The organism is Enterovibrio sp. QJM3NY_24, assembly GCF_057786035.1.
The window spans coordinates 3,573,994-3,590,255 of sequence record NZ_CM173519.1 but is presented as its reverse complement, the minus strand read 5'-3'; the positions used below and the strand labels follow the sequence as shown (position 1 = coordinate 3,590,255).

General features: G+C 48.7%; 15 protein-coding genes. 4 read left to right on the top strand and 11 right to left on the bottom strand.

Features of this window, described 5'->3' with window-relative positions:
• Position 1: 1 nt before the first annotated feature.
• The 4 genes from ilvD to ilvG are packed head-to-tail and all read right to left on the bottom strand — an operon-like array spanning position 2 to position 4,717.
• Positions 2-1,843, bottom strand: a complete 1,842-nt coding sequence (gene ilvD / locus AC3CIC_RS16200; RefSeq protein ID WP_488515056.1) for a dihydroxy-acid dehydratase — start codon at positions 1,841-1,843, stop codon at positions 2-4.
• 21 nt (positions 1,844-1,864) lie between these two features.
• Positions 1,865-2,800 (bottom strand): branched-chain amino acid transaminase, encoded by a 936-nt coding sequence (locus AC3CIC_RS16195; RefSeq protein ID WP_016960925.1) that lies wholly within the window; start codon positions 2,798-2,800, stop codon positions 1,865-1,867.
• Positions 2,801-2,834: 34 nt separating this feature from the next.
• Positions 2,835-3,074, bottom strand: a complete 240-nt coding sequence (gene ilvM, locus AC3CIC_RS16190; RefSeq protein WP_017005296.1) for an acetolactate synthase 2 small subunit — start codon at positions 3,072-3,074, stop codon at positions 2,835-2,837.
• On the bottom strand, positions 3,071-4,717 hold the full coding sequence (gene ilvG, locus AC3CIC_RS16185) for an acetolactate synthase 2 catalytic subunit (RefSeq protein WP_488515055.1): 1,647 nt from the start codon (positions 4,715-4,717) through the stop codon (positions 3,071-3,073). Before ilvG ends, ilvM begins: the two co-directional genes overlap by 4 nt.
• Before the next feature lie 459 nt (positions 4,718-5,176).
• Here ilvG and AC3CIC_RS16180 point away from each other — a divergent pair, with 459 nt between their 5' ends.
• Positions 5,177-6,703: a YifB family Mg chelatase-like AAA ATPase gene (locus tag AC3CIC_RS16180; protein WP_394213543.1), complete on the top strand. Its 1,527-nt coding sequence runs from the start codon at positions 5,177-5,179 to the stop codon at positions 6,701-6,703.
• Positions 6,704-6,749: 46 nt separating this feature from the next.
• Entirely contained in the window at positions 6,750-7,733 is a 984-nt protein-coding gene (yihG, locus tag AC3CIC_RS16175; RefSeq protein ID WP_488515054.1) for a 1-acylglycerol-3-phosphate O-acyltransferase, YihG family, read from the top strand.
• Positions 7,734-7,802: 69 nt separating this feature from the next.
• On the opposite strand, the gene AC3CIC_RS16170 is transcribed toward yihG, so the two are convergent.
• The 6 genes from AC3CIC_RS16170 to AC3CIC_RS16145 form a co-directional block, all read right to left on the bottom strand.
• Positions 7,803-8,405 carry a thiol:disulfide interchange protein DsbA/DsbL gene (locus AC3CIC_RS16170; RefSeq protein ID WP_488515053.1) on the bottom strand — a complete coding sequence of 201 codons (603 nt, stop codon included), beginning with the start codon at positions 8,403-8,405 and terminating at the stop codon, positions 7,803-7,805.
• Between the two features lie 36 nt (positions 8,406-8,441).
• On the bottom strand, positions 8,442-9,428 hold the full coding sequence (locus AC3CIC_RS16165) for a serine/threonine protein kinase (protein WP_488515052.1): 987 nt from the start codon (positions 9,426-9,428) through the stop codon (positions 8,442-8,444).
• 126 nt (positions 9,429-9,554) lie between these two features.
• A complete protein-coding gene (gene ccoG, locus AC3CIC_RS16160; protein WP_488515051.1) occupies positions 9,555-10,982 on the bottom strand; it encodes a cytochrome c oxidase accessory protein CcoG in 1,428 nt (475 codons plus the stop codon).
• Between the two features lie 253 nt (positions 10,983-11,235).
• Entirely contained in the window at positions 11,236-11,502 is a 267-nt protein-coding gene (locus tag AC3CIC_RS16155; RefSeq protein WP_016960933.1) for a YihD family protein, read from the bottom strand.
• A gap of 103 nt (positions 11,503-11,605) precedes the next feature.
• Positions 11,606-11,770, bottom strand: coding sequence for a hypothetical protein (locus tag AC3CIC_RS16150; RefSeq protein ID WP_394213550.1), 165 nt, complete (start codon positions 11,768-11,770; stop codon positions 11,606-11,608).
• Positions 11,771-11,992: 222 nt separating this feature from the next.
• Positions 11,993-13,018, bottom strand: coding sequence for a GGDEF domain-containing protein (locus tag AC3CIC_RS16145; RefSeq protein WP_488515050.1), 1,026 nt, complete (start codon positions 13,016-13,018; stop codon positions 11,993-11,995).
• Between the two features lie 181 nt (positions 13,019-13,199).
• Between AC3CIC_RS16145 and AC3CIC_RS16140 the strand changes: the two genes are divergently transcribed.
• Both AC3CIC_RS16140 and trhA read left to right on the top strand, forming a co-directional pair.
• Positions 13,200-13,991: a sporulation protein gene (locus AC3CIC_RS16140; protein ID WP_488515049.1), complete on the top strand. Its 792-nt coding sequence runs from the start codon at positions 13,200-13,202 to the stop codon at positions 13,989-13,991.
• Between the two features lie 88 nt (positions 13,992-14,079).
• The gene (gene trhA, locus AC3CIC_RS16135) at positions 14,080-14,739 is read left to right on the top strand and encodes a PAQR family membrane homeostasis protein TrhA (RefSeq protein ID WP_488515048.1); all 660 of its coding nucleotides are present in this window, start codon (positions 14,080-14,082) and stop codon (positions 14,737-14,739) included.
• 75 nt (positions 14,740-14,814) lie between these two features.
• Here the strand turns inward: trhA and AC3CIC_RS16130 are convergent, their stop codons facing one another.
• Positions 14,815-16,260, bottom strand: coding sequence for a TrkH family potassium uptake protein (locus AC3CIC_RS16130; RefSeq protein WP_029486555.1), 1,446 nt, complete (start codon positions 16,258-16,260; stop codon positions 14,815-14,817).
• Positions 16,261-16,262: the final 2 nt, after the last annotated feature.

Sequence of the window (16,262 nt, the reverse complement as noted above, 5' to 3'; positions counted from 1 at the left end):
ATTAATCCTCCAGCTTGCTTTTGTCTCGTACAGCGCCTTTGTCGGCGCTGGTTGCCAAGCTGGCATACGCTTTTAGGGCAAGGGACACGACGCGCTCACGTGACACGGGCTTCCAGCCGCGAGCATCTGCGTCAGTGCGGCGAGTGGCAAGTTCCGCATCATCGACTTCGAGTACGATGGAACGGTTAGGGATGTCGATAGCAACGATATCGCCTTGCTGGACCAAACCAATAACACCACCACTTGCGGCTTCTGGGGATACGTGACCGATAGACAGACCACTGGTGCCACCAGAGAAGCGACCGTCAGTGACCAATGCACACGCTTTTCCTAGCCCCATCGATTTAAGGTAAGTGGTTGGATACAGCATTTCCTGCATACCTGGGCCGCCTTTCGGGCCTTCGAAGCGGATCACTACCACTTCGCCTGCTTTCACTGCGCCAGATAATATGCCGTTTACTGCATCTTCTTGCGCTTCAAACACATGTGCTGGGCCGCGGAAAACAAGGTTTTCTTCATCAACACCCGCGGTTTTAACAATACAGCCATCCTGTGCAAGATTGCCGCTCAGTACTGCTAAACCACCTTCTTGGCTGAATGCATTTTCACGGGTACGAATACAACCATTTTCGCGGTCATCGTCAAGCGTGTCCCAGCGACAGCTTTGTGAGAAGGCTTTGGTGGTGCGAATACCAGCAGGACCGGCACGGAAGAAGGCTTTTACGTCTTCATCTTCGGTAACCATGATGTCGTACTGTGCAATGGTGTCAGCCATGGTTTGACCAAGTACGGTTGGCACATCAGTGTGGAGCAAATTCGCCCGCGCCAATTCGCCAAGGATAGCGATTACACCACCTGCACGGTGAACATCTTCCATGTGGTATTTCGGCGTTGAAGGCGCCACTTTGCAAAGATGTGGAACAAGGCGAGACATGCGATCGATGTCGTCCAAGTCAAAATCAATTTCACCTTCTTGTGCTGCGGCTATCAGGTGAAGAACCGTATTGCTAGAACCGCCCATGGCGATATCAAGCGCCGTTGCATTTTCAAATGCTGCTCGGCTAGCAATCGTGCGTGGTAAGGCTGATTCGTCATCTTGTTCGTAGTAACGCTTGGTTAGTTCAACAATGCGTTGGCCAGCCTTAAGGAACAATTGCTCACGGTCAGCGTGTGTTGCCAACATTGAACCATTGCCTGGCTGACTAAGGCCTAATGCTTCAGTCAAACAGTTCATGGAGTTAGCAGTGAACATGCCTGAGCAAGAACCACAGGTTGGGCAGGCTGATCGTTCGATCTGCTCGCTTTGCTCATCAGACACTTTCGGATCAGCGCCTTGGATCATGGCATCAACCAGATCCAGCTTTAAGATCTGATCTGATAGCTTGGTTTTACCCGCTTCCATTGGGCCGCCTGAAACAAAGATCACAGGGATATTGATGCGCATCGCTGCCATCAGCATTCCTGGGGTGATTTTGTCACAGTTAGAGATACAGACCATGGCATCCGCGCAGTGTGCATTCACCATGTATTCGACTGAATCGGCAATCAACTCACGTGATGGCAAGCTGTACAGCATGCCGCCGTGGCCCATAGCGATACCATCATCAACGGCGATAGTATTGAATTCTTTAGCGATGCCGCCTGCTTCTTCAATCTCGCGTGCAACCAGTTGGCCCATGTCTTTTAAGTGAACGTGACCCGGTACGAATTGGGTGAATGAGTTCACCACAGCAATGATAGGTTTACCGAAATCTTCATCTTTTACGCCAGTTGCACGCCAAAGGGCGCGTGCTCCGGCCATGTTACGGCCGTGGGTAGTGGTGGCTGAACGATACTTAGGCATTTCCTTGTCCTCTTAAACTACTTATTTGGTTTGTGGGGTGACGGGATCGAGCCACCCCCACTTATCTTCTGTTTGGCCATTAAACAGACCAAAGAATGCGGATTGTACTTGTTCAGTGATTGGGCCGCGTGCACCTTCACCGACAGTGATCTGATCAACGCTGCGTACTGGTACAATTTCTGCGGCGGTGCCTGTCATGAATACTTCATCGGCAAGATAGAGAGCTTCACGGGCAATGTTCTCTTCGCGGACGTCATAGCCCATTTCTCGGGCCAAAATCATGATCGAATCACGAGTAATGCCCGGCAATATAGCGCTGGTGGCGGGCGGTGTTGAAATCACACCATTTCTGATCACAAACAGGTTTTCACCTGCACCTTCAGACAGGTAACCATCGACACTTAATGCAATGCCCTCTGCGTAACCATGACGGCGAGCTTCGCCGCCGACCAATAGGCTAGAGAGGTAGTTACCACCAGCTTTAGCCGCGGTTGGAATGGTGTTTGGCGCAGCACGGTTCCAACTTGAAATCATGGCATCGACACCGTTAGCCAGCGCTTCTTCACCAAGGTACGAACCCCAGCTAAACGCGGCAATGATGATATCCATTTCAGTTTCTGGCGGCGGACACACACCTAAACCCACGTTGCCGATAAAACCTAACGGGCGGATATACGCGGAGTTGAGTTTGTTGGCACGAAGCGTTTCGCGACACGCTTCCATCAGCTCATCAACACTATATGGGATAGGAAAGCGGTATATTTTTGCGCTGTCTTTAAGACGCTGCATGTGCTCGCGGTGGCGGAATACGATGGGACCATTCGGCGTATCGTAGCAACGAATGCCTTCAAATACGGAGGTGCCATAATGCATGGCGTGGGTCAGAACGTGAACCTTGGCATCTTGCCAAGGAATGAGCTCACCGTTTGACCAAATATAATCCGCTGTGTTTGCCATTATTTTAATCCTTTTAGATAACGCATTACTGTTGTTATTGTGGGAGCAGACGTACGTGCGAGACATCCCATAACTTGTCTAATTGGCTTTGAAGATTGGCGATAGGGCGATCGCTCGTGACTTGCAAGGTAATTTCAACCACATTGCAGTCGTCGGTATGATGCATGTCCAAACTGGTGAGGCGAAAACCTCGGTGACGCACAATGCGCAATAAGCGTTCAAGCAATTCGGGCTTGTCATCTGCGCCGATAAGCAGGGTGTGAGATTGACTCATGTTCTCTCCAACATATCCTGGTTGGCGGCGCCAGGCGGAACCAGCGGCCATACGTTCTCTTCCTCTGAGATAGCAACATGTAACAGATAGGCTGTGTCACTTGCTAGCATCGTCTGCAGTGCAGGGATGACTTCGTCTTTTCTGGTAATGGTTTTGCCTGGGATGTTAAAGGCGCTTGCGAGCCTGACAAAATCCGGGTTGTCAGACAGATTGGTCTCACTAAAGCGTTTGTCGAAAAACAGCTCTTGCCACTGACGAACCATCCCCAAACGCTGGTTATCCAGCAGGACCATTTTGACGGGTATATTACGCCGTTTTAGCGTGCCAAGCTCCTGAACGTTCATCATAAACGAACCATCTCCCGAAACTAACACAACCTCATCATCTGGACGTGCCATTTTGGCGCCCATCGCCGCAGGTAAACCAAACCCCATCGTGCCTAGCCCAGCTGAGGTGAGTAAGTTCTCCGGACGTCGTGGCTGAACGTGCTGCGCTACCCACATTTGGTGTTGGCCAACATCCGTGGCAACCACGGTTGAGTCCGGCATCATGTCAGACAGTTGATTTAGCAGCAGTGGTGCATAAATCGCCTCACCCGGATGATCATAACGCCAACCGAAGTCGGTCATCATCGTGCTAATTGTCGTTTGCCATTCTGATATGTCTGCGGGTTCGCCAAGCTGCGGTAACACCGTGTTGAGTTCACCGCGAAGGGCGACGTTAGCGCGGCGCAGTTTATTAAACTCTGCCGCATCGATATCAATATGCACCACGGTTGCATTTGGCGCGAAGGTATCGAGCTTGCCTGTCACTCGGTCATCAAAACGCGCACCGATAACGATCAGTAGATCTGATTGCTGAACCGCAAGGTTGGCAGCTTTGGTGCCATGCATACCGAGCATACCTAAGTAGTACGGGTAATCTCGATGAACCGATCCCAACCCCTTCAAGGTGCAAGTGGCTGGGATTTGGCTGTGATTAAGAAATTGGCGCAAGGTGTCCGTAGCATGCGCCAGTTGTACGCCACCGCCGACATACACGATAGGCTGTTTGCTGGCTGCTATCAGCGCATTGGCTTCTTGCAAAGATACGGCAGAGACATCGGGTGTGAATGGCTTCTTGATTTGTGCCGTCGACATATTGTCAATTTGGCCGAGTTGCACGTCTTTAGCGATATCCACCAGCACGGGACCTGGACGACCTTCTTTCGCAACAACAAAGGCTTCCGCCAACGTTTTCGCAAGATCATTGGGGTCGGTAACCAGAAAACTGTGTTTGGTGCAAGCAAGTGACAAACCGAGAACATCAACTTCTTGGAAGGCGTCGGTACCGATAAGAGGGCTAGCAACCTGACCTGTGATAGCAACAATCGGCACGGAGTCCATCATGGCATCGGCAAGGCCGGTGATCAGGTTCGTGGCGCCAGGGCCGGATGTCGCAAGACACACCCCCACACCTCCAGTTGAACGGGCATAACCGATCGCAGCCATGGCAGCACCTTGTTCATGACGACAAAGCACGTGATCAAGACCGCCGTCATAAAGGGCATCGTAGACGGGCATGATTGCTCCACCCGGATAGCCGAAGAGGGTGGTGACACCTTGCTGACGCAAAGCGCTTACGACTAACTGTGCACCTGTCATAGCAATCCCCTCTGACGCTGAGTTTGGGAGATGCAGGCTTGCTCTGCTTTTTGATATGGTTTCATGCCGCTATTTCCTTACGCGTTATTACAACCAGACTTCCAATGTTAAAAAAGCCCCCGAACCTTTCGATGCGGGGGCTGGTTGCGATGTTTGTGTGTTATTTTCTCGCCGTCGCAGCCCCTCGCGGTAGTACCACCACGATAATTGAAATAATAATGACTAGGGCGCGATTGAGTTGATTCATTTTGTGTTTTTTACCGTCATTTGTGTCGGTGATGTATGACTATGTCAACGTTTGTTTGCATACATGTTGTCTGTTCCTAGTGGTATCACAGACGTCCGTCGCATGACAAGTAAAAACTGGCCAGTTTTTTCATTTTTCGCATCGTAATGCAGTAATACTATTTCTTTATGCACATAACCAATTGATAGTTAAATAGATAAATATTGAGCATTATGAATCTTGCCATTATTCAAAGCCGAGCCTGTGTGGGTGTCGGCGCACCACAAGTCACTGTTGAAGTGCATATTAGTAACGGTTTACCAGCCTTTAACCTCGTTGGTTTGGCTGAAACCACGGTGAAAGAAGCCCGCGACCGTGTTCGTAGCGCCATTGTTAATTCAGGTTTTGAATTCCCCGCAAGGCGTATCACGGTGAACCTTGCGCCAGCAGATTTACCCAAAGACGGTGGGCGATTCGACTTACCCATCGCGCTAGGGGTTTTGGCAGCTTCTGGGCAGATACCTATGACAACGCTCTCTAAGCACGAATTTGTGGGTGAATTGGCGCTTTCAGGGCAACTGCGTGCGGTAAAAGGCACTTTACCTGCCGCGGTTGTTTGTCGGGAAATGGGAAGAAGCTTAGTTGTACCGGATGATAACGGTGGGCAGGTTGCTTTGGTGGGGCGTGATATCCATTTATCTGCGCCCGATCTAAACACCGTGTGTCGTCATCTTAGCGGGCAAGGCAGCTTGATGCTCAAAGAGCCTGATGATATGGACGTTGTGCCCCAGGATAATCATCGCTGTTTGCAGGACATTATTGGTCAGCAACAAGGAAAGCGCGCACTGGAGATCTCAGCGGCAGGTTCCCACAACCTTCTTTTTCTCGGACCGCCAGGGACAGGAAAAACCATGCTGGCATCGCGAATGGCCGATTTATTGCCCCCCATGAGCGATACAGAAGCATTGGAAACAGCCGCCATCACCTCACTGACTGAGCGTCCATTGCACGAAGGCAATTGGCGTCAACGTCCGTTTCGCGCTCCTCACCACTCTAGCTCTATGGCGGCGCTGGTTGGCGGCGGTACGGTACCTAAGCCGGGTGAGATATCCTTAGCGCACAACGGTATTCTATTTCTTGATGAGATGCCCGAGTTTGAGCGCAAAGTCTTAGATTCATTAAGAGAGCCGTTGGAATCTGGCGAAGTGATGATTTCACGCGCGAACAGTAAAACCCGCTTTCCTTCTCGCTTTCAGTTGATAGGGGCGTTAAACCCAAGCCCTACAGGGCATTACGAAGGCCAACTAGCGCGGTCGAATCCACAAGCCACATTGCGTTACCTTAATCGCTTGTCGGGTCCTTTTCTGGATCGCTTTGATCTATCCATCGAAATCCCAGCCCTTCCTCGTGGCACTCTGACGGAAGGCGGCGATCGCGGCGAGCCTACCAGCGTGGTGAAAGCGCGAATCGAAAAAGCGCGAGGGGTGATGCTCTCTCGGGCAGGAAAAGCAAACTGTTTGCTATCAAGCCGCGAGATTGAAACCTATTGCCCGCTATCAAAAGCGGATGCGGATTTTCTTGAAACCGCACTGCATCGACTAGGTTTGTCTATTCGTGCTTACCATCGCATTATCAAAGTGGCGCGCACCATTGCTGATCTGTCTGGTGAGCCGCATATTCAGCGTGGGCATCTCGCCGAGGCGCTGGGCTACCGCTCTATGGATCGTTTACTCAAGCAGTTGACCTCTTTGGCGAGTTAGCCCACCAGCAGTTGATGGGCCTCTGGGTAACTGAATGGTGTTTTTTATGGCTGCGGCGTATGATTACGCCTCAATAAAAAATTCAGTCTACCGTATTGGAATCATCACTTTGCTTTTGCTCCTCAACATGCTTTTTTTCAGCGTCAATACCGCAGTGAGTTCTTTGCTTCTTTGCGTATTAGCGTTAATCAAAATGGCTTTGCCCGTTCCTGTGCTGCAACGTGTGCTCACTCGTTTTAGCAATAACATTATGTGGGTATGGGCAACCCTAAATCATAAAATGTTGAACCTGACATCCGGGGTGGAGTGGGACATTCAAGGTGGTGAATCACTGAGTAAAGATGATTGGTATTTGCTGATTTGTAACCACTTAAGTTGGACTGACATCGTCGTTGTTTTTTCGGTATTTCGTAACCGTATCCCCATGGCGAAGTTCTTTCTTAAGCAGCAATTGTTGTATGTCCCTTTTCTTGGCATGGCCTGCTGGGCGGTAGATATGCCGTTCATGAAACGATATTCACGTCAGTATTTGCTCAAAAACCCACAAAAACGTGGCAGCGATTTGGCCTCAACACGTAAATCCTGTGAGCGCTTTCGCCAAACGCCGACCACCGTGGTGAACTTCGTTGAAGGTACCCGTTTCACCGAACGGAAGCAGCGCCTCAGCCAATCTCCTTTCAAACACCTTCTGTCGCCAAAGACTGGCGGGATTGCCTATACCCTTAGTGCAATGGGCGATCAATTTGATGCCATTATCAATGTAACGGTGGTTTATCCAGAAAACCGTGAATTGCCGTTCAAAGATTTACTGTCCGGTAAGATGAAGAGAGTCGTCGTGCGTATAGATAGTTTGCCTGTTGATGCCAAGATTAGGGGTGACTACTTTAACGACAAAGCCTTCAAGCACGAATTCCAACAATGGCTGCATCAGCGCTGGCTGGAAAAAGATGACGTGTTAGATGGGATTTACAATGATGAACATCATGCGCAAATTGATACGCGTGAACACCAAGAATCAAATGCGGCTTAAGCTGAGTTGTTCAACACGACATCCAAAACGAAAAAAGGGCCAATCGGCCCTTTTTTGATGTTGTCTGTTTTACTGCGTGAGTAGGAAGTTGACCAACTCAAAGTAATCATCGGTCGATTTCACGGTTTTTGGCGTCACGTGATATTTACCGTTCACGATGACCGCGGGCACGCCACGCAAGCCTGATGCTTGGAACCCTTTATCAAAACGGTTTGCCATCGCGTTCGCTGCAAAGCTGTTGAAGGTACCATCATATTGCTCGGCATCGACGCCTTCATCGATGAACATTTGGCGCAATTCTTCGTCATTACGTGGTGGCTTTTGCAAAAGGTGTATACGGTTAAAAATCACCGGCATTATTTTGTCTTCCACACCGAGCATGATCGCTGTTGCTTGCGCTTTGCTTAGCGATTTGCCCATATTGCCACCCATAAATGAAACATGGTTTTTGTTGAAGGCAACATTCTCAGGGATCTGCTTTTTCAGTTCTTCCATCAAACCTTGGCTTTTGAAGCAATGCGGGCAGTAGAAAGAAAAGAATTCGGTCACGGTTGGTGACTCAGTTTTTGGTAAATTCAGTACCTGATAATCTTCACCCGCATTAAAGCGTGCTGCGTGTGCCGAAAAGGCCAACATTGTGACTGCCGCAAAGGCTAATAGTTTCTTCAACATAACGTTCTTTCTCCCTGAGTATAATTATTAGTCGTCCTACCAATGAGGCGTCAGTGACAGCACTGGCTCCTCAAGCGCTGCCAATTGTTCTTTAAAGGCGAGGACCTGATTTTCCCAGTATTTTGCCTCACCAAACCAAGGAAATGCACGAGGAAAAGCAGGATCTTGCCAACGTTTTGCCAGCCAAGCCATGTAATGCACCATTCTAAGACCGCGTAAAGGTTCAATAAGTTGCAATTGTTGGTGCGGAAAATCATGAAATTCTGAATAGGCCTCAGCAATGGTATCAAGCTGTGCAATGCGATCATTGCGGTCGCCGTTAAGTAGCATCCAGATATCTTGAATGGCAGGGCCATTTCGCGCATCGTCGAGATCAACGAACATTGGACCATCTCGCCACAAAATATTACTCGGGTGACAGTCGCCGTGAAGACGAATGGATGGCCAGTTATTTTTCCACTGAGACTCCAATACGCCGATCAGTCTGTCTAGATCAGAAAAAAAGCTGTTTTCTAGGTGCATGGGAATGAAGCTGCTGTTTTCCAGTTCGCGGCGCGGTTGGAAAACATACTCTTCAAGGCCCAGAGTCGGGCGGTGCACGAATGGGTTGCTGGTGCCAACTTGGTGAATGCGGCCAAGGAAGCGACCGACCATTTCTAGTTGATCCCAGTTATCGACTTCAAAAGAACGTCCACCAACACTGGGGAACACCGCAAATCGATAGCCTTCATAGTTAAACAAGGTCGTGCCACCAAGGTTCATTGGCACAGCAACGGGAATGTCCGCATTTTGTAGATCGAGTGCAAATTGGTGTTCTTCGAGGATCTGTTCATCGCTCCAACGTTGTGGGCGATAAATCTTGGTCACTAAGCGGCGACGGTGTTCATCTTGAAATTGATAGACGCGGTTTTCATAGCTGTTGAGTGCCAGCAAACCGGATTCGGGGCGAATACCGACCGATTCTAGCGCATTAAGCAGCATATCTGGGGTCAGTTGTTGGTAGTTAAATTGCGCGTCGCTCATAGGATCACTTGGGTTAGGTGATGATATGTGATGGTATCAGAGAATCTGTGGCGGATGACGATTGCGGTAAAAAATGTGTGGCAGCAAAAAAGGGCGCTATTTAGCGCCCTTTGATGGATGGAAATATCAGAGTTTGCTGATAAATCGACTTTCTGTTTCTACTGACTTTTGGTCATCACCGGATTGTCGCTCAAGCACAAAAGTAATGTTAGCCACGGGCGTGCTGAGTTCGTAAGGGTCAATCGCAAGACTGACGGGTAACGTAAACACTTCCCCCGCTTTCAGCGTTACTTTTTGTTTGCCATACCATTCGATGCCATTAATACCTGTCACTGACAATGTGTAGGTTTCAGGTTGCTGAGTCTTATTGAGGATTTTCAATGTGTAGGTATTCTCAATCAAGCCATCACTGTTGGTTCTAAACAGTTCTGTGCGGTCTCGAATGACATCGAGACGCATCGGCTGGACTTCCGAGAGTAAATAGAAGAACAGGCCACACATGGCAATCATGACCACGCCATAACCAATAAGTTTAGGACGTGCAATATCGACGTCATGACCCTCTAACTTATGCTCTGTGGTGTAGCTGATAAGGCCTTTTGCGTAATTCATCTTTTCCATGGTTTCATCACAAGCATCGATACATGCGCCACAGTTAATGCATTCATATTGCAAACCATCGCGGATATCGATACCTGTCGGGCAGACTTGCACACAAAGGTTACAATCGATGCAATCACCCAGCCCTAGCTCTTTGGGATCTTTTTTACGAGGGCGTGGGCCGCGTTGCTCTCCACGGCTGGAGTCATAGCCAACGATGAAAGTGTCTTTGTCGAACATGGCGGATTGAAAGCGAGCGTACGGGCACATGTGAATACACATGATAGAGCGCATCCAGCCTGCATTGCCGTAGGTACACACACTGAAAAACAGCACCCAGAAGGTTACCCAGAAAGTACTGCTGAAGGTGAAAAACTCAATAAACAACGTTTTGACGGGCACGAAGTAACCCACAAACGTGAGGCCTGTGAGTAGCGCCACTGCAAACCAGCAGATGTGTTTGATCGCTTTTCTTGCTATCAGCGCTTTGGTGGGAGGCAATGAATCTTGCTTGCGGCGTTTGTTGGCCGAGCCTTCCAGTTTTTCTTCAAACCAAATGTAGATAAAAGTCCACACGGTTTGAGGGCATAGATAGCCACACCATACTCGGCCTAAAAAGGTGGTAATAAAGAAGAGGCCAAAGGCGGCTATCATCAGTACAGACGCGAGCAGTGTCAGGTCTTGCGGCCAAAGCGTCGTGCCAAAGAAATTAAATTGCTGGTGGCCAATATCAATCAGAATGGCTTGCCGGTCTCCGTAGGGGATCCATGGTGTGAGTACAAACAACAACAGGAAGAACCACCCCATCTTCTGGCGTAGTTTTTGGTAGATCCCTTTTGCCTCTCGCACATAAATGCGATTGCTTGGATTGAAGCGATCTCCGCTTCCTTTGTGGGTCTTGGGGTTAAATTCTTTTGCGGTGACGTCTTTAACGTCGATTTTATCCTTGCTCATGACACCTGCATTCCTTGGGTCAAACGGGTTTCCCCGACGTATCTGCACGGGTACGTTGCCTGTGCATCATTCGATTAAGGCTTATCTCAATGATAGACCGCAAATTATACCGTAGCTGATGCAGGGATTTCTGTGCGTATGGTGGGAAATTAATCGGCAAGAATGCGGGGGTGGCGTGTAACCGCTGATTGTTTTGAAATAAAAAAGCGAAACCCAAAGGCTTCGCTTTTCTGTCCGGTATTCTGACTGGCTTTTAGCTGATGATGCCACGCGCTCGTAAGATGGCGGTTTTGAAGTCATTCTCGCAATCTTTAGCAAGGCCTGGGATCATTTCATCTTTGTTGCTGTTACGCATTTTCAGATGATAGATCAGCACGTCATCGGTCAGATCTTCCAGTTTTCCCACATACCCAGCTTCTTGTGCCAATCTGCCGATCATCTCAATCAGATTCAACTCAGGCTCTTTTTGCCATTCAGGGTGAAGCAATTCGATCAGTTCGTTTACGCGATGACATTTCATTGAAGACTCCAAAAAAGTGAGCAATTAGCCTTAGTTTTTATGTGTCTTACAGTACCAGATTCATGTTGTGCAGACCACGTTGGCATGAATATGTGGTGTCCGATTAGGCCGCTTCACCCGTTGGAACTTCGCTATTGACGGGGATTGGACGGACTAACGTCAGATCTGGAGTAGTGTTGACCTCTGGCTTGGCTTTGAAGCGAGGCGCGAAAGAGGTTGAACGCATACGTGCAGGAGTACGGGTAACACGAATAGTAGCAGGGCGCATTTATTGGGGGTTCTCATTCATTGCGCATCCATGACGAGTATCAAATACAAAGTGACGTCAGGGATTCCGTTGGCTGCTAGCCTTACTGCGTATTCACTCTGGAGTGTAATTTTCGCGCGGAGTATAACGAAAAATAACTGATGAAAAAAGCAGCGATTGAAAAATAATTAAGGCGGCATCACGCCACCTTAATTATTTTTATGTCACGCTTTGGTGAGCCCTTTACGCGATGGGCATGACGCGGTTTCTTCCTAAGCTTTTTGCTTCATATAACAGCGCATCGGCGCGACCAATTAAGCTATTAATTTTTTCACCTTTCTCGAATTGCGCGACACCGATGGACATGGAAATATTATCGAGTTTCTTGCCGGTTTTTTTATCTTTGATAACGAGCCTGTCGATGCTGGCTCTGATGGTTTCAGCGACGCGACACGCACCATTGAGTTGACGATTGGGCACTAAAATAGCGAACTCTTCTCCACCATAGCGAAAAGCTTGGATGCCTTCGCGACAGTAATCGGATAAGCGTTTGGCTGTGAGTTTCAATACCTGATCGCCCATCAGGTGCCCGTAGGTGTCGTTGAAACTTTTAAAATGGTCGAGATCGCATATCAGCAATGAGAACCCTTTTGGTGGCGGTTTACTTGCAAGTGCATCCAGTTCAGCGTCAAAGGCTCGTCGATTGAGCAACCCGGTCAGCGCATCGTTCAGCGCCTCTTCATTGGCTTGTGCCAGCGTTTCTTTCAGTCGTTCAATCTCTTTTTGCGCATCGGCAAGTTGGTTCTTGAAAAAGCTGGTGGATTGACGAATTTGATTTGACCCTTTAACGGCGCTACGCACAACAGCAATCGTTTCATCCATTGACAATGTTTCTTCGCCGACGCGCGAGAGTTGGGAGAAGGTCTTATCTAACGTGTTTTGAAATGTATCAGTGTCTTTGAGGGTGTCTTGCATGGTGTTGCCCATTTCCAACGCTAAAGCCTGTAAGCTTTGCTGGAAATCATCCACTTCCTTGACTTTTTTATCCGCAAAGTGAGATTGATATAACTGTTCACACTGTGTTTCGCTGAGCGTACCTGTAGCTTGTATTGATTCATTGATGTGCCACGAGAGGTCGGTGTCTGAGTCCGCCACATAGGTATACCACAGGGCATAATTGGTAGGTGTCGCTGGCACTTGGTGTTTCATTAGTAAGGGAACGACTTTCTTTAAATATCCTGTAGATAGCACAAAATTATCTTTAGACATGGCTGGCTTATTCTCCGTTCAATCATGCAAGCGAAACGATGCCGCTGACTACCAGTTTTATAAGCTTAGTAGAATTTAGAGAGATGCTGTGACAGCAACACCATTGACGTATGTCTACACTGAGCAAAAATGGTTTTTTGTGTGAGGGATCTAGCGATGAATAAGACAAGGAGAGGTCATCATGGGGTGGTTTAAGAAAGCGTTGGCAAAAGTGGGCGTCGGCAGCGCCGAGATCGCATTGGTTTTGCCTAAAACATCGTTCGTTCAGGATGAATCAACATCGGCCACAGTTTTAGTCACTGGGGGTAATACTCGCCAGCAGATTGATACTTTATCGTTTGAGCTTCGTTGTGATTATATGGGGTGGGAGCAGCTTCGCTCGAACGGAGAGCAAGGTCAAAAGCGCCAGAAACGGCGGATGACACATCCATTGGTTAAATGGCGACTGCCGGATACCTTTGCGCTTGAAGCGGGTGAGCAGAGACAATTCGATACCCAGTTTCAAATCCCATTGGACACGCCGTTATCGATGGGGGATGGAAAGATATGGGTGGTGGGCAATCTTGATATTCCCATGGCGAAAGATGCGTCCTGTGAGGTTTTTCTGACCGTCACACCCGATGCGCTGTTGAATGCGGTGTTTGAAGGATTTGAACAAGCAGGTTTACGCATTGAAAAGGTCAGCAACCAAGATGTTGAACTGGCCTTTTTGCCTTTTGAGCAACGAATGACTTTGGTGCCAGTGTCTGGCCGATTGATGGAAAGCTTGCGACGCGTTGAGTTGGTGGCGTCTCGAGATACTGAGGGATTGCAGTTGGCGCTAGTGTTATCGCGACAAGGTGAAGGAGTCGGTGATGCCTTAGGGCGTTTAGTGGGGGCGAATAAAGTGAAACGCGCGTTGACGATTCCTCATGATGCTTCACCCGTGCAAATCACTAAGCACATTGAGGCGTTTTTGGACAAAATCGAATAATATTTTAAGCTTACACGTGTACGCTTAAATGTGTCATACTCATTATCAGCCTCACTTAAGTCGTTTTATTTAGAAGGATGATTGTCCAATGACGACCTGTGTATCTGACACTCCCTCGTACTCGGTTAAAGAAGAAATTGCCAGCAGCATTAGCCATGGGCTAGGTGTCTTGTTCGGTGCTGTTGCACTCATATTACTGTTGGTCAAAGCGGTTGACGCGCACGCCGATATGCTAAGTATTGTGAGTTATAGCGTCTATGGTGCCAGTATCATTATTTTGTACTTGGCCTCGACCTTGTATCACGCCATTCCTTTTGAAAAATTCAAACGCGCGCTTAAGACTTTCGACCACTGCGCTATCTATTTACTGATAGCCGGGACCTATACCCCGTTTCTGCTGATAAGTTTGCGCACGCCCTTAGCGATGGGTTTGATGGCGCTGATTTGGGGTATTGCATTGGTGGGCATCGTAATGAAAATTGCGTTTGTTTACCGCTTTGAATCCTTATCACTCTTTACTTACTTAGCCATGGGGTGGCTGTCGCTCGTGGAGGTTTATCAGTTGGCGGATGTGGTTCCGACAGCAGGATTGGTTTTGTTAGCATTGGGCGGCGTGGTGTATTCCCTCGGTGTGATTTTCTACGTCAAACCTTCCATTCCCTATAATCATGCTATCTGGCATTTATTTGTGTTGGGTGGGACAGTGCTTCATTTTCTCGCCATCTATTGGTATGTCACGCCCGTTTAAGCTTTTAGAAAGCCATTAACAATCAGAAAAGGCGAGAGAGTAGAATCTCTCGCTTTCTCATTTTTTATGGCATGGTTAATCGCGCCAAAAGGCCGGAAACAACAATACAAGTACTGTCAGAATTTCCAACCGCCCCATGAGCATGCCAATGCATAGCGCCCATTTTGCAGTGTCAGACAGACTGGCAAAATTGCCGGTTGGGCCAATGATGTTACCCATGCCAGGACCAACATTGGCAACGGCAGTCATGGCGCCGCTAAGGCTAGTAATTCCATCCAAACCTGTCGCTGCCAGTACCATTGCAACCACTAAGATGGTGAACAGGTAGGTGATGGCGAATGCCACCACTGAACGCACGATATCTTCATTGACGGGCCTGCCGTTGTAGCGCTGAATAAATACACCGGATGGGTGAACCAGTTGTTGAATGTGTTTTTTTAACAGTGCTAATGCCACCTGAAAACGGAAAATTTTCGCTCCGCCTGCCGTTGAACCAGAGCAACCGCCCACGATTAACATAAACGCAAAAATGACCGAAGCAAACGGGCCCCATGCCGTGAAGTCATCTAACCCAAATCCTGTTGTGGTTACGACCGAGACGATGTTGAACGTGGAGACGCGAATTGCATCGGCAATGGCGTAGCTTTTGTATGTCACTAGCCAGATACTCACCATCGTGGAGGTGGCGAGCACGAGATAGGTAAAGCCACGGATCTGAGCGTCATTGATGACCAAGGATGCATCACGTCGACGCAGAGATTGCATCATGAGCAAGAAAGGTAATCCGCCCGCAAACATGAACACAGTCCCTACCCATTGCGCGGAATGAGAGAAACGGTTCATTGACGCATCAGACGTAGAATAGCCGCCTGTAGATATCGTTGTCATGGCGTGGTTAACCGCCTGAAAGGGAGTCATACCTGTTAGCCAGTAAGCGAGAAAGCAAAGTACCGATAAGAACAGGTACACTTTCATAATACTGGTCGCGACGTTTTTGGTGCGAGGGCTGGATTTTGCCGACCAGTCTGACGATTCAGTTTGAAACAATCGCATGCCACCCACATTCAAAAACGGCAAGATCGCCACGCCCATCACGATAAAGCCGACGCCGCCAAGCCATTGTAATATTGAGCGCCAGAGCAAAATGGCGGGCGCCATTTTGTCGAGATGGCTTAATACCGTTGAGCCTGTCGTCGTAATGCCTGACATGGTCTCGAAATACGCATCGGTAAAGCTGATGTGGTTGATAAACACAAACGGTAGTGCTGCAAAGGCACTGGCGATCAGCCACACCAATGTGGTGATGACAAACATGTCTCGGGCATTGAGTCGAAAATTATCTGTTTTGCCAAGCGTTAAGCAAAGGAAGGCGGCAACATGAGTGATGATGACCGCGAGGCCAAAATCGAGAAACCCTGGTGTGCCCGTAAAAAACGCGGTCAGGGTTGGGACGTACATGAAAAGGGCGATCTTTGATAAGACCAACCCGATAACAAACAGTACGGGTCTGAAATTAACCATGC